This is a genomic window from Nostoc sp. (assembly GCF_036917675.1).
Classification (GTDB): domain Bacteria; phylum Cyanobacteriota; class Cyanobacteriia; order Cyanobacteriales; family Nostocaceae; genus Nostoc.
This window is the reverse complement of record NZ_JBALCT010000074.1, coordinates 161,629-181,950: the sequence shown is the minus strand read 5'-3', so window position 1 is coordinate 181,950 and position 20,322 is coordinate 161,629. Positions and strand designations below refer to the sequence as shown.

Sequence of the window (20,322 nt, the reverse complement as noted above, 5' to 3'; positions counted from 1 at the left end):
AGGACGCAGTGGCAAGGCAGAAACAAGAATGACACAGGAACCCGTTTTTGAAGAAAGCAGTGGTAACGTATTCGCTGACCTCGGTTTAGAGGATGCGGATGAACTTTTTACGCGGGGTAAGATAGGGATTCAGGTACTCCGCCTTCTGAAACAACGCAACCTGAAATAGCGCGAAATCAACGAACTTCTTGGCATTCGCCAGCCAGAAGTAGCTCATTTGATGAAAGGAGAGTTTCAACGGTTCAGTGAGGGCAAACTCCTGATTTTCCTCAAGCGACTCGATACGGAAATCACCTTGCATCTTCGCTCTCGTCATGCACCGGGCCAATCTGCTGAAACTCTGATATCGCTATAGGACATTTCTCTACTCGCCACTCCCCAATTTAAAGAATTTTCCGCCCAGTCAATACTTCTCGCACTTCTAGCATGGCTGAATAGGTAGGTAGTATGTGCAAAGTTTCATTGTCTGGTGTATGCTCTAATGCAGTAGCGATCGCTTGTCGCAAATCTTCTTCCACAATTAAATTTAACGTACTCTCAGGGGACTTTTCACTGTAACGTAGACGTAGAGCCAAATCATAGACGCGATCGCCACTCACTACTAAAGTCCCGCCGCGTTCGACTAATTTCTCCGTATCCACGTCCCAAATCCAGGATACATCAGTACCATCAGGCGTGCGATCGTTCAATACCAGCAGTGTGGTTTTATCTGTGCTTTGAGTAACTACGCGAATTGTTTCATTGGTTCCCACAGGATTTTTTGATAACAATATCCGCACCCGTTTACCGTTAATTACTAAATCTTCAGCCCGACCAAACGCCGCTTGAAAATTATTAATAGTATCTCTGATTGTTACTTCATCAACTCCTAACTCAATAGCCGCAGTAGCAGCTGCCAAAGTATTATATTTATTGTACAAACCAACCAGAATTTGCGACCATTCACTACTTTCCAGAGTCGGTTTACTTTTACTAAAACCACACTGGGGACAAGTAAAATCTCCCAAATGAGACAAATAAACACCCTTGTAATCTAGGGAATGTCCACATCTGGGACAATAGATAGAATCAACAGCGTGAGGAATAGCTTCTAAATAATGTTCTGGTTCATTCAAGCCAAAGAATAACACCCGTTGGGGTAACTGCTGACCGAGGTTAGATAAAGTTGGGTCATCAGCATTGGGAATTACCACTGTTTCTGGTGGTAGGGTAGAAATAACTTTTGTCCAACGTTTACTAATTGTGTCTACTTCGCCGTACCTATCGAGTTGGTCGCGGAATAAGTTTAAACAGAGAATAATTCGCGGCTGGAGTGGCGTTAATACTTTTGGTACAATATTTTCATCAACTTCCAAAATGGCGTAATCAACATCTAGTGTACCTAGTAAGTTGGTGTTTTCCAACAACGCACTGATCAAGCCATTTTCCAGATTTGCACCTGTAGAATTATGAGCGATGCGATAACCCTTGCGTTCTAGTATCGTGCATAAAAGTAGGGCTGTAGTGGTTTTGCCGTTAGTACCAGCAATTAAAATCACCCCGTTTTTAACTTGCTGACTCAATAATTCTAAAAGTCGGGGTTGAATGCGACGAGCAATCGAGCCTGGTAATACACTAGCAGCACCCAGACGCAAAAATTGCACAATAAACGTTACACTTTTTGCCACTGACACTGCGAAAGCCAATCGCAGCCTATCTATGAATTGTATTTTGTTTCCCACATCGGTACCCTAGTCTTCTGGCGGTTGCTAATTGAAGTCTTGAACTTGCAAATTTAATATGCGTGAGTTTAGCGAATCCTGGCTGAAAAAGCCAGCCATACCAATTTTAGATTTTGGATTTTGGATTGTTGAGCCTTGCAGTTGCGCTACTTTACCTCTGTTTTGACTTTTGCGTAGCGATACCAGGCGCTTGCGAGAGATAATCTCAGTAGGCGTTATTTTAAAAAATAGTGCGTGGGCGTAATTACATATCCAGCCCAGTTTGCTGAATTCAGCACAAACTCACGACAAGTAGTAGCTTGCAAGGTTCCTTTTGATGAATAGCACAAAGTTTCTTTTTTTACATAAACAAATTACTGGCTGGCGAAGGTGGTTGTCAAAATGCCTGTTGTTGCTTGCAAGTCTGTTCATTATCAGTATGCAACCTGCCTATGCTGGTCTTAATAATGATTTATATGATGGCAACATCTTTGTCGTTTATGCTGGCAATGGTTCATTGGTTCCTCCCAGACAGACATTGGCTCAGACTTTAGCGCAACATAAACCCATATTTTTGGCTTTTTATGTGGATGACAGCAGCGATTCCAAAAGATACGCTATTTCGATTTCACGGGTACAGGAATTCTATGGTCGGGTAGCAGAGATTATGCCGATTAATGTAGATACTATCCCGTCTAAACAGAGCTACGACCCTACAGAACCAGGATATTACTATTCTGGGGGTGTTCCTCAAGTCGTGGTGTTTAATAAATCCGGTCAGGTAGTTTTGAATAAGAAGGGTCAAGTAGCTTTTGAAGAGATAGACGATGAATTTCGCAAAATCTTTGATTTGTTACCACGCACGGAAACGGCAAAGCTAAAGCGGCGAGCCTTCAATGAGTTCAGTAGTGAGTTAGCTAGATAACTTATGGGGTAGACCAAATTGGTCTGCCCTAATTTTTAGTGCGATCTGTTACGACATTTCTGCCGATGCCAAAGGATAATATTTAAATATCTGTGTTAACCATTTAGAAAATTAATCTCTAGTCTATAGTCTATAACAAATGACCAATGACTAATGACTAATGACCAATGACCAATGACTAAATAGAGTGTATTCTGATGTCAAAGGTTTACACGACCCAGGAGCTAATTCAAATTTTGGCAGCTGAACGCCAAGCTTGCCTCAATGGAAAACGCCTAAAATTAGAAATAACAGTCTCTGGCAATCCTCTAATTGACCAGTTTCTCAGAACTGATGGACTGCAACAGTTCACTGCCTATCAAGATTTCAAAACTGCAATTCATGACTATCAGAGGGAAAATCAAGTTTCAGGTATTATCTGGCGGCAGGTAACAGTCAAAGGTAAAAATTTGAATTATCCCCAAGTAGACACCGAGTTAATAGCCCTCATCAGTGACTTAGAGATATTAAAAGCTGCTAAAAATTCCATCGTAAAATTTTGGTATGAAGTCTCTATGGGGATGGATTTATACTTGAGTTTCAATAATAGTAAACAATACCAACAAATTGTCACATTTGATGTAGAAAGGATTGTTCAAAGAACAGAATGGGCAAGTTTGTGTAAGTGGGAAAATTCTAGCTTTTTGGAAATGATTTTGCAGCTAGGATGGGGTAAACCAGAAGAGGCTCATTATAAACGAGGAAGACCGCGATCGGGTAGTGAATATATTCATGCGGTCAATCCTGGTAATCGCCCGATTGGTTGACGTACCGATTTTGAATTTTGAATTTTCAATAGACTTCTTGCATAAATCAGAAATAAGAACCCCACCCCGCCAAAGCTATGCTTTGTCTCCCCTCCCCGCAAGCGAGGAGGGGATTAAGGCTGGGGTGTTGGGGACTTTTGGAAGAGGTCTAATTTTCAATTATTAACTGGATGCCCTATTGGTCAGTGGTGACGATCGCGATCGCAAAGCCGTCGTATCCTTTGCTGCCCACGGTTTGGATTGCGGTGGCGCTGACACGCGGCTCAGAGGCAAGCAGTTCGTTGAAGCGGCGCACTCCCTGGACGCTAGGATCGCTGCTGCTTTGATCAATTACCGCTCCGTTACGCACAACATTATCGGCGATGATCAGGCTGCCGCGACGAGAAAGGTTGAGCGCCCACGCGAAGTAATGCGGATTGTTTGGCTTGTCAGCGTCAATGAAGATCAGGTCAAATGGGCTGTTACCCTCGGCGGCAATCTGTGGCAGCGTAGAGAGTGCCTGTCCGAGGCGGAGGTCAACAATGTCGGATAGACCAGCGTGGGCGATGTTAGCGCGGGCGACTTCGGCGTGCTTTGGGTCAGCCTCCAGCGTGATCAGACGCCCGTCACTAGGTAGCGCCCGCGCCAGCCAGATAGTACTGTAGCCGCCCAGCGTGCCAATCTCCAGGATGGTTCGCGCCCTTTGGATTTGCGCCAACAGCAGCAGCAGCTTGCCCTGGTTTGGCGAAACGTTGTGTGGTGGCAGTCCGGCGGCAGCACTGGTCTGGAGTGCCGCATCCAGCGCGGGATCGGGCGGCACAAACAGATCGGTAAAATAACGATCAACCGCAGTCCATTGCTCTTGAGTCATAGATTCTCGCTTTTTTCCCCATCTATAGTGTTTCCTAATCTAGTGACATACAGCTAACCTCACCCCGCTTTATCTCCCCTCTCCTTAGTAAGGAGAGGGGTTGGGGGTGAGGTTTTGTGATCTACTTTATGCACCTGGGAACCGCTAGAAAATACTCAAGATTAGGTGTCGGAGATTGCTTCATTAGAGAGGATTGTAATGATTTCATCTAACGAACGATCGCGATCGCATTCTTCTGGTGTTTCCTTACCCAAGGAGGTGTCTTTCACTAAGCGGTAAACATCGGCGGCTCCGTAAAAAATGCGCTCAGTCAGACCTAACTCTTTAAAGGTTTCTGCAATCTCTTCCATTTCTCCTATCCAACGATGCGCTTTCGGTGTCATCGATGGAATGGAACGGGTTAAGATGCTAGCAAGTTCCTGTTGGTTATTAGACATTTCATCCCATAGTTCCTTATCTAACCCTAAACGATGGGCTGCAATTAGTAATTCTGTGCCGATTGCTGTCAGTCCTTTTGTCAGAGCTGCGTAGGACATTTTCAACCCGGAAGCCTGACCAATTTCATCACCAATCAGCCGCACATCCAAGCCATGATCTCGCAGTTGTTGGAGTTGACTGGCCTGTTTTCCCGAAGTATAAATGCGGGTGCGATTGGGAACTCGCGGTGGTGGACCAATAATTGATGCATCTACGAATGTTCCGCCAACTGATTCGATAAGTTGGCTGATATTTATGGCTTTTTGGGGTGCGATCGCATTACAGTCAACGTAGAGAATCTGTTTACCAACATTGCTGATCGCCTCAGCTATTTGCTTTGCTGCTTGGGTGGCGGCTGCGGGGACTAGAATTGATAAGATTACATCAGATTCAATTACTAGCTGTGTCAGGGAACCCACATCTTGGATGTTAGCTGCGGCTGCTAATTGCCGAGTTCGTTCACTGCGATCGTCTAGGGCTGCAATAGTTTTCAATCCATGTTGATTGAGAACAGCTGCGATCGCCTGTCCCATATCACCTGGACTTAAAATACCAATAGTTTGGATAGGCATGGAAAGTTTTATATTTACTTTGTGGCTGACAAGTTAATTCAGGTAATTGAGTCGTCAACAAAATACGATAAGTTGATAGAGATGCCGTATTTAAATCAAACCACGGATCAGCTTAACAAGCAAGCTATCTGCAAAGAGAGTTTCAATCCCTGATAGAGATTTTGAAACTCTATAATATCGATCGCCGCAACTCTGGAAAAACCTTAGACACCTTATTCAACACATAATCACCATAGGTTCCGCGAAAATCATCAAGGTTAGCTTGATCCCAGCGATCGGCTATATGATCATTCGCTACGATATTATCTAATTCAATCGGCTTCACTTCAACATCGAAATTGGGATCGAAAAAGAAGGGGAAGGAAAGGCGATGATTTTGGGACTGGTTCTGCACACGATGAGGTGTAGAACGATACAAACCTGCCGTCATCTTGTCTAGCATATCGCCAATGTTGCACACAAAGGAACCGGGAACGGGAGGCGCAGCAACCCAACCTGACTTGGATTTAACCTCTAATCCGCCTGAATCGTCCTGCTTGAGAATAGTCAGAACGCCATAATCAGTATGTTCACCAACGCCCCATATCGGTTCACCATCTGACGGTGATAAATTCGGAGGATAGTTGAAGATGCGAAACAGCACTAGGGGATCTGAGGTATAATGGTCAGCAAAGTAGGATTCTTCCAATCCTAAACTCAGGGCTATACCAATCATCAGAGTTTGTCCCAAGTTTGTCATCGCCTCCATATATTCAAGCACTGTTTCGCCAAATTGGGGGATGTTGGCGGGGAAGAGGTTGGAACCATGCATAGGAGTAGCAGCTTGTACTAGTGGGTGTGACTCTCCCAGTTGGGCGCCAAAGTAAATACCTTCTTTCAAGTCGGGTTTACCGGATGTCAGTTCGCCACCAACCGGGAAATAACCTCGCCATGCAATACCTGCCAAAGCCATGCGGATTTTAAGTTTAGTTTCTAAATCCTGGGCGAAAAACTGGCGGCTGAGTTCTTCGAGTCGCTGCTGCAAATTTTCGTCCACGCCATGTCCGATAATATAGAAAAACCCCGATTCTCGACACGCTTGTTTGATTTGAGAGGCGACGGAATAGCGATCATCTTTTCCAGAAACTAGTGCCTGAATATCAATAATTGGGACGGATGAAAACCCTTTTTCTACAACTTGCAAGTTTTTCATGTTGAGGTTGAGAGAGGATTTAAACGCAAAGGAACGGGGAGGTTAACGCAAAGGAACGCAAAGTAAAAGCTAATAGATTAAAATCGCTGACCTGTGGTAACTTCAAATCTAACTTCTCCTTGGTCGCTAATTCCTAAGTCGCCTCGAATCAGCCCAAAGGATGAGTTTACTCGTAATCCTAAGCCGTAACCAAAGCCACTTCCAGGTTTGTCTCGCAGCACTCCTGGTTCTCCTAACACAGTTTCGCTAGATCCGAAATCTGAGGCGAAGTCAGTAAAGAAAACTCCTCCGATTGACTGAAAAATTGGGAACCGATATTCCACCGAAGCTAAACCATAACTCCGACCACTGGCAACTTTACCATAACCGTAACCTCTGACAGAATCTAGCCCACCAATATTAAAGGCATCAGCTGGTGGAAAATCTCCAAGAGTCGTGCCAATTTGTAAATTAATCGCCAACATTTCGGGATTATCGCTTGGTTTACCTTTACCTATCCAACTGACTGGTAAATACTGAATATAGTCTCCGCGTAGGCGGTTGCTGGAAATATTGCCCAATCCAATGGGAATCGCTTGTTCTGTGCTGAGGGTGAGGATTGATCCTTGAGTTGGATTGTCTTTGCGATCGCGTTGATCTCTGGATACAGCAAATGATATTGTAAATAGGTCATCAATGCCAGTACCGCTCACAGATAGAGGACTCCCTAAGCTATCGACCTGTGCAACGTTATATTCGTGATCGCGTAGGCTAATTCTGGTATAGTTGAGTGCCACTGATGTATCCCAGTCATCAAAAGCTCCTAAAACTCCCACAGAACCGCCAAATCTTCCCTCCCGCACTTTGTCGCCGTTAGCTAATCTGATATCTTCGTTGAAGGTTCCCGATATATCTCGATGACGAAAAGCTCTGATGGTATAGCCTAAACGGTTTGGTTCTTCACGACGATAAGGGCTAGTGAATTGACCATTAAATTGGACATCTTTAGTGCTTATCTGCACAATTGTATCTAATTTATCGTTAACACCACTGATATTTGCATCTTTATAACCTACCCGAGCGTATAGCCCAATATCATCGTTATTACCGCCTCCTAAGATTAGAGAAGGGAAGCTACGCTCTTTGATTTCATAGATGATATTAACGCTGGAGGTATCTTCTTCTCGGTAAACATTAACTTGATTAAATGACTCTAATCTCCTCAATCGTTGCAAGTCTGCTTCAAGTAAATCCTCACGAAATACCTGACCAGGTTTGAGTCTCAGCAGACCCATGATAAAATTTTTCTGAGTCCGCCCTTTGATCGGCTGACCTTTGTCATCAAGCAATTCACCTTTTTGATTAATAAAACGAATCTGGATATCTTTGACAACTTTTTTGGAAAATTCCAGCGCCTGGGTATCTACTGAAGTGGCTCGGACATAATCGCCATATTTGGCATAGCCTCCCTCTACCTGGATCGTAGCTTCCGGTGTCACAATACCACTAGCCCCATCCTGAGTAGAAGATTGCAAGTCTGCAAGGGCTTCCCGATTTTCCGTACCCACTAACATTACTGCGATCGCAACTACAGTTATTTGAACTAGCATATTGAAAATCCGTTAGTCTTATTAAGCTTACGACATAGAAGTTGCTTTGGAGCCAGGAGAAGGCATAGTCTGGGAAATAGAACCTCTTCCCGAAAATTATGACCCAGAAATACTCAGATTTTAAGCTCTTGTTTGGCTTTTTTATAGATAATTACAGTGGATAATTATTTGTTAAATCCACTTACATATAAAAAGCCGTGAGAGAAAAACCTAAACAAAAAATGCGTATCTGGGCGATGTTGTGTCATTTCTCGGCTTTGTTAGGGTGGATATTATTGTTTATTTTGGTATTTATTGGCATCCCTTTATATTTACCTTTAAATCTTTTGGCTCCGCTCCTGATTTGGCGATTTAAAAAAGCACAATATCCCTGGATTGATTTTCAAGGAAAGGAATCCTTAAATTTTCAAATTACTTGGACATTATATACTTTAATTATCATGGTAATCTCATTGTGTGTGGTATTAACTAGTTTTACCTTGGCAGTGATTACTAATAGTTCAGTTAATCAAGCGAAAATAACTCTAGACAGTTTAGTAATTGTATTCATGTCATTAATCTTATTAATTCTCATAGTACAATCATTTGTAGTTACTTTTGCCGCTATCAAAGCTTACAATGGTGGCCATTATCGTTATCCTTGGACAATTAGAATTCTACGATAAAAAATGATTAAGACTCGGATATATTAGATATGATAGTTGAAGAAGAATTCAGCTATTCTGAATTCAGGAGCGGAGCAAGGAAAGCTCCGCCGAGGTGTCAGAATCAATCAGTCACAGATTCAGCGCAAAGTGCGGTCTTGGGGTCTCCCCAAGAGGAGCAACTTTGTTCTTAGACCCGCGACTGAATTGTTGCACCACCAAAAATTCTAGTTTTGTGGGAGTCTTAAACCCATTTATTCATTTGCTTTTTCGGTCAGAAAACATTGCTGAATTCTGACTACTGACTACTGACTACTGACTATTGAATTCTGTTTCGATAAAATCCTATTGAGCAAATAGTAACTTGTATAAATATGGGACTAAATAATAATATGATTGGGATTGCGATCGCTGGGACTGGATTTGGTCAAAAAGTCCACATCCCTGGATTTCAAGCACATCCTCAAACTGAGGTAGTTGCTGTTTATCACCGAGATATAAATAAAGCCAAAGCCATAGCAGAATCCCATAATATTCCCCACGCTTCCGACTCACTTACAGATATTGTGGCATTGCCAGCAGTGCAAGCAGTCAGCATCTCTACGCCGCCATTTTTACACTATGAAATGGCAAAAACTGTATTGCAAGCTGGGAAACATTTATTACTAGAAAAACCGACAACTTTAAATGCAGTTGAAGCTAAAGAACTTTATCAGTTAGCTAAAGCAAAAGGCGTGATTGCGACTGTAGATTTTGAATTTCGTTTTGTACCAGCATGGCAGTTATTTGCTGAATTATTGTCAGAAGACTATGTGGGTAAGTTGCGCTTAATTAAAATTGATTGGTTAGGTTCTTCTCGTGCTGATACTTCACGCCCTTGGAATTGGTATTCTGACAAGGATAAAGGAGGCGGTGCATTAGGATCTTTGGGTTCCCACGCCTTCGATTACATTCACTGGTTATTCGGGCCAGTCCGTAGATTAAACGCCCATTTGACTACTGCTATTCCCTCACGAGTTGACCCTGTTAATGGGGAATTTCAGCCAGTGAATACAGATGACAACTGTATATTAACCCTGGAATTGGCGGATGGCACACCTTGCCAACTTTCTATCAGTGCGGTTGTTCATGCACCAAGAACCCATTGGGTAGAAGTATATGGCGATCGCGGTACATTAATAGTAGGCAGTGAAAATCAAAAAGATTATATACACGGCTTTCGTGTTTGGGGTTCCCAGCTAGGTAAACCTTTAACGGAAATAGAAATACCGAATCGGTTAATTTTTCCCAAAAATTATGCTGATGGGCGCATTTGTGCATTTATCCGCATAGTAGACCAATGGGTGCAAGGAATTGAGCGCAATCAGGAAATTACACCATCGCTGCGAGAAGGAATTTATTCTCAGTTGTTGATGGATTTATCCCATGAATCTCATACAAAAGCAAGTTGGGTAGATGTACCCAGCTTGGAAGGATTTCTTAGCAACTAAGGAAATGAGCAAAACTCCCCGCATTCGTATCCCGCCGGAAGTAAAGAAATATGTCTTTCAACGTGACAAATACCAATGCCAAAGCTGTGGTAAAACTACTGGAGAAACTAACCTTAGTATTGACCATATCATTCCCCTTGCCCGTGGTGGTCAAAACGATATCAGCAATCTCCAAACCCTCTGCTTCAACTGCAATCAGCAGAAAACAGACAACATTGATCCCCGTTTCCGACGCCATTTTGATTTATAACGGTTCAAACCTCGTTCCTAGTCGGAGACTAGGAATGCTTTCTATGAGGCTCCGCCTCCCTTACTGGCGGCAGAGCCACAATGAGGAGCATTTCCAGCCAGAGGCTGAAAACGAGGTTTTTTAACTGAAGTTGACACCAATGCACGGCTGTGCGCCTCTACATCTATCCCAACTGATTTGAAATCATGCTGACATCAACGGCTAACTTTTTGCCCAACTTGAGCAACTGAAGACACTGATTCTCTGCTTGATTCCCAATGCTAGTAATACACACCGGCGCTATCTGACTTTGCAGACAACTAAAATATAGTTCCTGCGATCGCTGTAAAGAAATGTCAATATTTAGTTGATCCCCGACATCAATCAACCGTTCCAATAGTTGGATATCTGCATTAAAACTACCATTGGCATCGTGCAACAATTGCCAGAGCGATCGCGCAATTAACTGTTCTAACATTTGCTTCCCGTCGGGAATATTCAGCCGACAATGCAGATGTTTTGCTTCAGTAGCGATCGCTTCTAATTCTAATATGTGATTCCAACTCTTTTGGGGATCAGCGATATCTTGCTCAAGCGATCGCAATGTCATTAGACAGCGATGCCCTAAAGCAATATCTGCTGCAACCTGCAATTCTTGCGGTACGGCTAGTTCATCTCGATGAAACGCCATTAACACACCATAATTATCACGGTAGGCTTGGGTATACAACTGTCCTAAACGTGTCAGCGTTTCCTGACTAAGCAGCCGCATAATCCGGTGGCGTTCTTCAGCAAATAGATTTTGCAAGCTGAAAGCCTCTTCTCCAAATAGCTGTGTCATCACCAAGATAGTATGAGCCGCACTAGCTTGTTGCAGTGCCCGAAACAGCTTTTCTTTTAATTGGCTGTAGTCACGCCGCCCAGTAAATTGTTGAATGCAGCAGTGGAAATCCCAGCCTCCCAAATGCAGAACAGCAAATACTAAATGCTCACTTTCCCAAGTAATCTCTGATACCAGCTTTAAATTTCCGACAACCAAAGTTAGCGATCCCATGCGTTGCAGTTGGTAATCTAGCTCATTGGCAGCGTAGCAATAAACCTTTTTGTGGTAACGCTGAGGCTGTTTCTCAGCTGCATCTTTTCTAGGCAAAGAATTACGTGTCTCTGCTGGTTTCTGATTGCTAAACAGGGAAGTAATGGCGTAATGGGCTGCTACTTGCTTAAAGCCAAGCTGGGCAGTTAACACGAGTTGCCGATAAATTTCGCCACCATGTTTGAACTCATCCACATTGCTGGGGGCTAAAGCAAGACGTTTAACGAAGCCTTTTTCCAACTGCACACCTGCTACATCCCCTGCCAATTCCAAAGCCCGGGCGGCATAGCGCAGAATTTGCGTCCCCTCTGGACGGGAAATTTCTTCAAAAAACCAACCGCAACTAGTGAACATCAACAAAGCGTGACGCTGCATTTCCAATAGGCGTAGAGCGTCTACTTGTTCAGCTGCTGTTAGTTTGTGGGTTTGATGACGGGAGAGAAAACGGTTAACATTGCTAGCAGAGCGATCGCGCATTACTTGGATATATTCATCTCGTGCTAGCCAGGGATCACGAAACAACTGCCTACCATGTTCCTCATACACATCAGTTAGGTGATCCCGCAGCCAATTTAGGGCATCCCGCAAGGGACGACGCCATTTTTGATGCCAAACGCTGCCTTCCCCACCGCAACCACAATCATCTTCCCATCTGCCGACACCGTGGGCGCAACTCCAGGCTGTGACTGACTTCAATTCCACTTCCCAACCGGGAGAATTTAAGCTCAGGTAGTGGGCGAAGTTTGTCACCGTCCAACCCTGTTGAGGAAACTCTTTGGTAAAGGCGTAGGCTAAAGTTTTCTCAGTCCCCTTCTTATGATGTCCGAAGGTTTCCCCATCCGTTGCCACAGAGATTAACTGTGTTGGCCGATGATCCCCACGCACGGCTGAACCGATACGTCCGGCAAAGCGAGTCGAATTATAAACGACATCACTAAAACCCATATCCCGCGATATCGGGCCATCGTAGAAGAAGATATCAATATAAGGGGGGGAGTGGTTAGTATCCTTACTCCCTACTCCCAATTCCCTACTCCCCTCCTTGATCGCACTTAGAGGTGAAGATGAAGTGTCTAGTGTGGGCTTCAAATAACAACGATAGGGACGGGTGGAATCAATCTGACTACCACCAACTTCGTGCCATTCAGGATGGGGATGATCTTGAGTGGGAAGGGGACGACAACGCAGCGCTTGAGACGGTGCAAGGATAATGAAGCGAATACCCTCAGCCACAAGAGCTTCTAGGGTGGCGTAGTCTACAGCAGTTTCCGCTAGCCACATCCCTTCGGGATCGCGTCCAAAGCGGGAGCGGAAATCTTCTTTACCCCAGCGAATTTGGGTATGTTTGTCGCGTTCGTTCGCCAGAGGCATGATGATGTGATTGTATACTTGCGCGATCGCATTGCCGTGACCATGCAAGCGATCGCTACTCTTCCTATCCGCCTCTAAAATTCGCTGATAAACCTCCACATCGTAGCGTTCTAGCCACGACATCAGCGTTGGCCCAATATTAAAACTAAAATACTCATAATTATTGACGATCTTCACCACTTCGCCTTGGTCATTTAAGACTCTGGCAAAGGCATTCGGGCGATAGCATTCCCAATGAATCCGCTCATTCCAGTCATGGAAAGGTGCAGCGCTCGGTTGGCGTTCAATTGCGTCCAGATAAGGGTTTTCCCTTGGTGGTTGGTAAAAATGACCATGCACCGTCACATAAACACCATTGGCCTTTCTCAGGGGATCGGTTTCTTTGGTGTTATTGGGATCTGAATGTAATGTTAACGTTGAGCCAGAGCTAGCTGGCATTTGATCAGCAGAAGTCATGTATATTTATCCAAAAACAAAAAACTTGCAGTTGCACTGAAAATGTTGTGTGTAAACCTTTCTACAATGGTTTTCACACAAAATCCTTTATAAACAACAACTATGGAATCTAACCAAATTTTCGACAAAGCGGTTTTATCGTAGAGGGAAATCTGCGTTATCGCATAGCCGATCCAAAAATGCTAATAATTGCTCACATTTCTTTCTTGCTTCAACTTGGAAGTGTCGGCACTCTCCAATCCACAAGCTGACACGACCGATCTGGCCGCCTGCCTCAAATTAATTGAAGCGCTGATCTATTGAGAGAGCTTATTCGTGGGCTATCAAAGAAAGTTACCAAAAGTGAGTAATTTGAATGCTTTCCCTGAAGGCTCAAAATAATTAGCCATTGAACAAAGCCTCAGTTAGAGGTTTTCTTTTCTTCAGCGCCAATCAAAATTTTAATTGTCTTTTAATTAATTAAACCCCATTTCTGGTGTAAAATTTTGGGTCAAATTCATACTTTTGCAACAAAAGATTACAAAAACTCATTATATCGTAATCTTATTTTACACAACATCCGTAGCAGTGAACTGAAAACAGTACAATTTCTGAATTGGTCTACAGACGGTTGAGAGTATCCTATGGAAGTGATGAGTCGGAAGTTAAGAGTGAGGAGTTAAAAGTGAGGAGTCAAGAGTGATTAGAAGTTTTACTCATAATTCCTACTCCTGTACAGACGCGATTAATCGCGTCTCTACTTCTCACTCCTAACTCCGATAAGATACCTTCAACCTAAGACAACAAATGTCAACTAAAAACATTATTCTTCTTGTTTTACTACTGTTTATCCCGGTTTCTCTAGCAGCCCACTTTCTGGAGTGGGGAGAATTGATAGTTTTCATTACAGCTGGATTAGCAATTCTGCCCTTAGCAGCTTGGATGGGTACAGCCACAGAAGAAATTGCTGTCGTAGTGGGGCCATCATTGGGGGGCTTGTTAAACGCCACCTTTGGCAATGCTACAGAACTAATCATCGCCCTAATAGCCCTGAACGCTGGGTTAATAGATGTAGTCAAAGCCAGTATCACGGGATCGATTATTAGCAACTTACTACTGGTGATGGGTTTTTCCATGCTTTTGGGAGGACTGCGCTACAAAGAACAGACATTTCAGCCAATTGTGGCGCGGGTGAATGCGGCTTCGATGAATTTGGCAGTGATTGCCATTTTGATGCCCACGGCGATGAATTACACCTCTCAAGGAATTAACGAAGAAACACTGCAAAATCTTTCTATTGCTGTTGCTGTAGTATTAATCCTGGTTTATGCCCTAACGCTCCTATTTTCAATGAAAACTCACTCCTATCTATATGATGTGGGTTTAGCGGAGGCAGAAGGAGAAACAGAGGAAATATCTCATGCTAAACCAAATATGGCGTTGTGGGTTGGCGTGTTGCTAGTATGTACCTTGCTAGTGGCAATTGAGTCAGAAATGCTAGTTGATTCTCTGGAGGTGGCCACATCTCAGCTAGGTTTGACGACGCTGTTTACAGGGGTGATTTTGGTTCCTATCGTCGGTAACGCGGCTGAACACGCCACAGCAGTCACCGTGGCGATGAAAGATAAGATGGATCTTTCCCTTTCTGTGGCTGTGGGATCAAGTATGCAGATTGCCCTATTTGTCGCGCCCGTGTTAGTTATAGCAGGGCGGATATTGGGTAAACCAATGGATTTAGATTTCAAACCTTTTGAATTAGTAGCTGTGGTTGTGTCAGTGTTGATTGCAAACAGTATTAGTTCCGATGGTAGATCCAATTGGCTGGAAGGCACTTTATTATTAGCTGCCTATACAGTGTTGGGGTTCGCCTTCTACTTCCATCCAGTTATGGAAGCTGTGGGGTAGTTAGCAGCGCGTAGACGTAGCCCGCACTTGATTACACCCTTTTGCCTGGGACAGGAGAAAATAAAGAGATATAAGAGCGATCGCCTGTATGAGCTACTGCCTTAATCCCCACTGTCCCAAGCCTGAAAATCCTAATGATGTCAAGTTTTGCCGGACTTGTGGTTCCAAGTTACTTCTCAAAGAACGTTACCGTGCTATTAAACCAATCGGACAAGGTGGTTTTGGCAAAACTTTCTTAGCTGTGGATGAGGATAAACCTTCAAAACCACGTTGCGTAATTAAGCAATTTTATCCCCAAGCCCAAGGTACCAACACGATTGCCAAAGCTGTAGAGTTATTTAACCAAGAAGCGGTGCAGTTAGATGAATTGGGCAAACATCCCCAAATTCCCGAACTACTGGCATATTTTACCCAAGAAGATCGGCAGTATCTTGTACAAGAATTTATCGACGGGCAAAACTTAGCCCAGGAATTGGCACATAGAGGTGCTTTTAGTGAAACGCAAATCTGGCAATTACTAAATGATTTATTATCAGTATTGCAATTTTGCCACGCCAGACACGTAATTCATCGTGATATTAAGCCAGAAAATATTATTCGCGAAAGCGATGCCTACGGTAAGGGCGAAGCCCATCGCAAACTAGTATTAGTAGATTTTGGTGCTGCTAAATCTGCTACTGGTACTGCCTTAAATCAAACTGGTACAAGTATTGGTAGTCCAGAATATGTTGCACCTGAACAAATGCGAGGTAGGGCTGTTTTCGCTAGCGATATTTACAGTTTGGGTGCTACTTGTATTAATTTATTAACTGGGCGATCGCCTTTCGATTCCTATGATACCAACAACGGTACATGGGTTTGGCAGCAATACTTGAAAACTCCAGTCAGTAATCAGTTGAGTCGCATTCTCAACAAGATGTTAGAAAGTATTCCAATTCGGCGTTATCAAACAGTAGATGAACTTCTCAACGACTTAAATCAACAGTCGCAAATAGTAGCCACCCCAGCGATATCAGCAAAAGCCTTGACTACACAACCGACTTCTCCACCTGCGGTTGTCCCGAAAACTCCCAGCCAAATTGATTTAGAATTAGAGCAAATGAAAACTCTATTTCTTGGCAAAGCTCAACCCCAAAATAACAATCAAAATCAACCGAAAACACAATCAATCCAGCCTTCTACGAAAAGCCAAATAGATGCAGAATTAGAAGAATTAAAAGCCAAATACCTTGGGAATAATAACACGCCAAATCAATGAGAAAACCAGATATAAAAAGCCTCTATTACATCGCACACATTGAAAACCTGCCCTCAATACTTCAAAGAGGTATTTTATCTCACAAAGCAGTTGAGGCTCTATAAACGGGAAGCTTCTTTAGATCAAGAACTAGCTGATCTTAGTCTTCCGCTTGTGTCCTCCAATGCTGTAAAGTGGTTCTTGTCGTTTGCTACTAAAAGACAATGGCGAGAAAACTCTCGTTTAGAAGACATTGAAGGTGGCTTAGACTGGGTTAGAAAAAATTGTCATGATATTGGTATTCAGTCTTTGGCAATGCCAGCTTTGGGTTGTGGTTTAGGCAACTTAAATTGGGCTGAAGTAGGACCGCTAATGTGTCGTTCTTTGCATAATATTAGGAATTCCGGTTGCGATTTATCTTCCACGGGAACACCAAATTGATTCCAAATACTTAACTAATGATTACTTGCTAAATCGCTCTTGATTCGCACGTTGCCCTAGATGCCTTTTCTCTAAAATGAAAAAGCTGCAAATTAAATGTGCATTAGCTTAACAATTAACAGTGATAATTGACAAAAAAAAGTGACTCTAACAGAGCCACTTTCAAATTTACAAACTAAAACTCTCTAAACTTTTGGAGAAGTTATAGGTGTTGTAGGTGTTGTAGGTTGTGTAGCTTGCATCGGTTCTGGTGTGGAAGTTTGCACGGATGCTTCAGAAATCGGTGTCCATTCGGTGTGGAAGGCTCCAGGCTTATCAAGCCGCTCGTAGGTGTGCGCCCCGAAGTAGTCGCGTTGAGCTTGAGTGAGATTTTGGGGCAAGCGATCGCGTCGATAGCTGTCAAAATAATCTAATGACGCACTGAATGCTGGCACTGGAATTCCCAGTTTTGCTGCTGTTGCCAACACTTCCCGCCAAGCTGTTTGTCTGTCGAGAATCGTCTGCCTGAATTCAGGAGCCAATAGCAGGTTAGGTGGCGCTGGATTTTCGTTAAATGCGTTCTTAATCTTATTCAAAAATCCAGCACGAATAATACAGCCACCCTTCCAAATGCGCGCCAGTTCACCTAAATTTAAGTTAAAATTGTAGGTTTTTGAAGCTGTAGCCAACAACGCCATGCCCTGAGCGTAAGAACAGATTTTCGAGCAATACAGGGCATCTCGCACCATGTTAATAAAGGCTTTGGTATCTCCCTCATACTTGCCAGAAGGACCTGTAAGTATCTTGGATGCTGCTACCCGCTCTTTTTTGAAAGAAGACATTATCCGGGCGTTCACTGCTGCAATCATTGTTGGTACAGCAACTCCCAAATCCATTGCAGTTTGCACTGTCCAGCGTCCGGTTCCCTTTTGCCCTGCGGCATCAACAATCAAATCGACTAAGGGTAGATTTGTTTCTGGGTCAATGTAGGGGAAAATCTTTGCTGTAATTTCAATCAAAAACGAATTGAGTTCGTCGGTGGTGTTCCATTCGGTAAAAACTTCGTGTAGCTGATTATGGTCTAGTCCAGCAACATTTTTCAGCAAGTCGTATGCTTCTGCAATTAACTGCATATCGCCGTACTCAATGCCGTTGTGTACCATTTTGACGTAGTGACCAGCACCACCAGGACCGCAATAGGTTACGCAAGGGCCATCGTCAACTTGGGCAGCAATTTTATTAAAAATTGGTGAGAGATACTCGTAGGAGCTTTCTGTACCTCCAGGCATCAATGAGGGGCCATTTAGCGCACCTTCTTCACCACCACTAACACCCATACCGATAAACCGAAGTCCAGCGGGTTCTAATTCCTGAGTGCGTCGTTCTGTATCTTCAAACCAAGAGTTGCCACCGTCGATAATGATATCGCCTTCGTCTAACAAGGGTTTGAGTTGAGAAATTACTGCATCTACTGGCTTACCAGCTTGCACCATCACTAGGATTTTGCGAGGACGTTCCAATAAGGCAACGAATTCTTCCAAGGTAAAGGCGGCTTTGACGTTCCGTCCTGGCGCACGCTCCGCCATGAATCTGTCAGTTTTATCGCGCGAGCGGTTGTATACTGCGATCGGGAAGCCATTGCGCTCCACGTTTAGAGCGATGTTCTCACCCATAACGGCTAATCCAATCACACCAAAGCTTTGTAGTGTCATAAAAAATTTCTGGCTAACTCTTGCAGATCCTTTTACTCTAAGCGTAGTCTGAGATTTTCCCTTCTCCCCTAAAGAAGACCTTAAGAGTTGATATAAATGACAAAAATCCACAACTAACATGGATAATTAATTTTAAATTGTATCTAAATCGACAATTGACTTGCAAAATTTGCAAAATTGAAATAATTAAAGGACGTAGTAAGGAGTAACCAAATAATGCTGGCATATGTCCTAGCTTTGGTGGTCGGTTTTGGTAGTTTAGCCATTTATATAGCAGCTTTCTTTTTCCCAGAAATCCACCGCAAGAATGACTTTATCTGGAGTGGCGTAGGACTGTTCTACGCCTTAGTCTTATGGGTATTTGCACCACGCATTACTGGGGGTTTATTGCTGGGTCATCTGGCGAGTGTGGCTCTTTTGATCTGGTTTGGCTGGCAAACTCTATCATTACGTCGGCAACTAACCCCACAGGCACAACAAACCCAAGTACCCAGTCCTGAGACGGTGAAAACTGGCATTCAGGAACAGGTAAATAAGTTGTCCCTTCAGGAACGGCTGGGCCAGTTGCAAAAAGGTCTTGGTAGCACCTTCAGTGGCGTGAAAGGCAAGGTGCAACAGACTGTGAGTAAAAAAACACCCACAACTCCTAAACCTGAAAACATTACCTCTGTTCTGACTGAGCAACCTGCTGTTGAGATTATCAACAAAACTATTGTCATACCAGAACAACCAGCAAAGGAGACAGTTACTACCGACACCGAAACAAAAACCCAGAGTGTACCGGAAGCGATTCCACCACATCCCCCATCTCCTGAATTGGTGGAAGCAGCGCAAGCTAATGTAGAGACTGAGGACAAACAACCGATTCCGGTAGAAGAAATTGCGCCGGATGCGGTACTCCCTCCCCCAGCAGAAACGCCACCGGAACAAATACCGCCGAATCAGGGTAGTTGAATGCAGTGAAACCCAGCGTTAACCTAATATAATGTTGGGTTTCACTATTTCTATCAAGCTATTTTAGGGCTAATTTCAAACGCTAATTCAGAACGATAGAAGCACACATCAAACGCTAAAAAGAAATTCATGTGTCCTAAAATCATTGGAGCATTTCTATCTCTTGTCCAAGCAAAAACTAGCTCCACTGTCGGAAATTGCTCAACATTTGCTATCAACACCAATGCCCTCGCCTCAAAACTAGCCAAATTACCACCCAATGGAACGGAGAGCCTTTGACGCTCCCAAACTGCTCCCAGCCTTAACCCGATTTCGTAGGGCAATACGTTGACACTAGAACCAGTATCTAGTAAGCCTGATACACTTACAGAACGATTCTGATAAGTGGCAATTAGCGGTAGATAAGGCAGGGTACTTAATGCACCGAGTTCTGGATTTACCTCAGTAAATGCAAGTCTAACTTTATCAACCATGTGTTGCGGTTTTTTCTTCTGCTAGTGCCTTCGCTAAAACAGCAGCAGCTTCAAAAGAATCATATAAGCCAAGGCTTGCTACTTTATCCTGAGCATCCAATGGGACTAAACTTGATTCCTTCAACAATTCGGTTGCCAGAAAATGTATTAGTAAGAGTTTATCAGTGTGGGATAATTCTTTAACTAGCGGTATGAGTTCGGTAATAAGCATAAGTTAAGGCTTTAATGAATTTAAATAAATTTTAAAG

20 protein-coding genes and 1 pseudogene are annotated in these 20,322 nt (G+C 43.5%); 12 read left to right on the top strand and 9 right to left on the bottom strand.

Annotated elements, in window-relative coordinates:
- The first annotated feature begins 28 nt into the window (after nt 1-28).
- Nucleotides 29-169: a hypothetical protein gene (locus V7K31_RS30395; RefSeq protein WP_335100078.1), complete on the top strand. Its 141-nt coding sequence runs from the start codon at nt 29-31 to the stop codon at nt 167-169.
- A gap of 51 nt (nt 170-220) precedes the next feature.
- Nucleotides 221-355: a hypothetical protein gene (locus tag V7K31_RS30390; protein ID WP_335100076.1), complete on the top strand. Its 135-nt coding sequence runs from the start codon at nt 221-223 to the stop codon at nt 353-355.
- Between the two features lie 28 nt (nt 356-383).
- Here V7K31_RS30390 and V7K31_RS30385 read toward each other — a convergent pair whose 3' ends face one another.
- Nucleotides 384-1,721 carry a Mur ligase family protein gene (locus tag V7K31_RS30385; RefSeq protein ID WP_335100073.1) on the bottom strand — a complete coding sequence of 446 codons (1,338 nt, stop codon included), beginning with the start codon at nt 1,719-1,721 and terminating at the stop codon, nt 384-386.
- A 316-nt stretch (nt 1,722-2,037) separates the two neighbouring features.
- Between V7K31_RS30385 and V7K31_RS30380 the strand changes: the two genes are divergently transcribed.
- Both V7K31_RS30380 and V7K31_RS30375 read left to right on the top strand, forming a co-directional pair.
- A complete protein-coding gene (locus tag V7K31_RS30380; RefSeq protein WP_335100071.1) occupies nt 2,038-2,625 on the top strand; it encodes a thylakoid membrane photosystem I accumulation factor in 588 nt (195 codons plus the stop codon).
- Between the two features lie 197 nt (nt 2,626-2,822).
- A complete protein-coding gene (locus V7K31_RS30375) occupies nt 2,823-3,431 on the top strand; it encodes a hypothetical protein (protein WP_335100069.1) in 609 nt (202 codons plus the stop codon).
- A gap of 175 nt (nt 3,432-3,606) precedes the next feature.
- Here V7K31_RS30375 and V7K31_RS30370 read toward each other — a convergent pair whose 3' ends face one another.
- The 4 genes from V7K31_RS30370 to V7K31_RS30355 all read right to left on the bottom strand — a co-directional run bounded on the left by V7K31_RS30370 (nt 3,607) and on the right by V7K31_RS30355 (nt 8,111).
- Entirely contained in the window at nt 3,607-4,281 is a 675-nt protein-coding gene (locus tag V7K31_RS30370; RefSeq protein ID WP_335100066.1) for an O-methyltransferase, read from the bottom strand.
- Between the two features lie 161 nt (nt 4,282-4,442).
- Entirely contained in the window at nt 4,443-5,330 is an 888-nt protein-coding gene (locus V7K31_RS30365) for an NAD(P)-dependent oxidoreductase (protein ID WP_335100064.1), read from the bottom strand.
- A 169-nt stretch (nt 5,331-5,499) separates the two neighbouring features.
- The gene (locus V7K31_RS30360) at nt 5,500-6,522 is read right to left on the bottom strand and encodes an isopenicillin N synthase family dioxygenase (RefSeq protein ID WP_335100062.1); all 1,023 of its coding nucleotides are present in this window, start codon (nt 6,520-6,522) and stop codon (nt 5,500-5,502) included.
- A gap of 77 nt (nt 6,523-6,599) precedes the next feature.
- Entirely contained in the window at nt 6,600-8,111 is a 1,512-nt protein-coding gene (locus V7K31_RS30355) for a BamA/TamA family outer membrane protein (protein WP_335100060.1), read from the bottom strand.
- A gap of 197 nt (nt 8,112-8,308) precedes the next feature.
- Here V7K31_RS30355 and V7K31_RS30350 point away from each other — a divergent pair, with 197 nt between their 5' ends.
- From V7K31_RS30350 to V7K31_RS30340, 3 genes are all read left to right on the top strand, one after another.
- The gene (locus tag V7K31_RS30350) at nt 8,309-8,776 is read left to right on the top strand and encodes a DUF4870 domain-containing protein (RefSeq protein WP_335100057.1); all 468 of its coding nucleotides are present in this window, start codon (nt 8,309-8,311) and stop codon (nt 8,774-8,776) included.
- Nucleotides 8,777-9,129: 353 nt separating this feature from the next.
- Complete coding sequence (locus V7K31_RS30345) at nt 9,130-10,245, top strand: Gfo/Idh/MocA family protein (RefSeq protein ID WP_442941419.1); 1,116 nt, start codon at nt 9,130-9,132, stop codon at nt 10,243-10,245.
- Between the two features lie 4 nt (nt 10,246-10,249).
- Nucleotides 10,250-10,495 (top strand): HNH endonuclease, encoded by a 246-nt coding sequence (locus tag V7K31_RS30340; protein WP_335100055.1) that lies wholly within the window; start codon nt 10,250-10,252, stop codon nt 10,493-10,495.
- Nucleotides 10,496-10,658: 163 nt separating this feature from the next.
- Here V7K31_RS30340 and V7K31_RS30335 read toward each other — a convergent pair whose 3' ends face one another.
- Nucleotides 10,659-13,394: a DUF3536 domain-containing protein gene (locus V7K31_RS30335; RefSeq protein ID WP_335100053.1), complete on the bottom strand. Its 2,736-nt coding sequence runs from the start codon at nt 13,392-13,394 to the stop codon at nt 10,659-10,661.
- A gap of 786 nt (nt 13,395-14,180) precedes the next feature.
- Here V7K31_RS30335 and cax point away from each other — a divergent pair.
- The 4 genes from cax to V7K31_RS30320 all read left to right on the top strand — a co-directional run bounded on the left by cax (nt 14,181) and on the right by V7K31_RS30320 (nt 16,956).
- Nucleotides 14,181-15,278: a calcium/proton exchanger gene (gene cax / locus V7K31_RS30330; RefSeq protein ID WP_335100051.1), complete on the top strand. Its 1,098-nt coding sequence runs from the start codon at nt 14,181-14,183 to the stop codon at nt 15,276-15,278.
- Between the two features lie 88 nt (nt 15,279-15,366).
- On the top strand, nt 15,367-16,536 hold the full coding sequence (locus tag V7K31_RS30325; protein ID WP_335100049.1) for a serine/threonine-protein kinase: 1,170 nt from the start codon (nt 15,367-15,369) through the stop codon (nt 16,534-16,536).
- Nucleotides 16,533-16,640: a DarT ssDNA thymidine ADP-ribosyltransferase family protein gene (locus V7K31_RS32020; protein ID WP_442941418.1), complete on the top strand. Its 108-nt coding sequence runs from the start codon at nt 16,533-16,535 to the stop codon at nt 16,638-16,640. Before V7K31_RS30325 ends, V7K31_RS32020 begins: the two co-directional genes overlap by 4 nt.
- Nucleotides 16,627-16,956 (top strand): macro domain-containing protein, encoded by a 330-nt coding sequence (locus V7K31_RS30320; protein ID WP_335100046.1) that lies wholly within the window; start codon nt 16,627-16,629, stop codon nt 16,954-16,956. Before V7K31_RS32020 ends, V7K31_RS30320 begins: the two co-directional genes overlap by 14 nt.
- Nucleotides 16,957-17,225: 269 nt before the next feature.
- On the opposite strand, the pseudogene gndA reads toward V7K31_RS30320, so the two are convergent.
- A pseudogene (gndA, locus tag V7K31_RS30315) lies at nt 17,226-18,647 on the bottom strand (NADP-dependent phosphogluconate dehydrogenase); the annotation flags it as partial.
- 216 nt (nt 18,648-18,863) lie between these two features.
- On the opposite strand from gndA, the gene V7K31_RS30310 reads away from it, so the two are divergent.
- Nucleotides 18,864-19,601, top strand: coding sequence for a Ycf66 family protein (locus V7K31_RS30310; protein WP_335100043.1), 738 nt, complete (start codon nt 18,864-18,866; stop codon nt 19,599-19,601).
- 53 nt (nt 19,602-19,654) lie between these two features.
- Here the strand turns inward: V7K31_RS30310 and V7K31_RS30305 are convergent, their stop codons facing one another.
- On the bottom strand, nt 19,655-20,074 hold the full coding sequence (locus V7K31_RS30305; RefSeq protein WP_335100041.1) for a hypothetical protein: 420 nt from the start codon (nt 20,072-20,074) through the stop codon (nt 19,655-19,657).
- Complete coding sequence (locus V7K31_RS30300) at nt 20,067-20,285, bottom strand: hypothetical protein (protein WP_335100038.1); 219 nt, start codon at nt 20,283-20,285, stop codon at nt 20,067-20,069. Before V7K31_RS30300 ends, V7K31_RS30305 begins: the two co-directional genes overlap by 8 nt.
- Nucleotides 20,286-20,322: the final 37 nt, after the last annotated feature.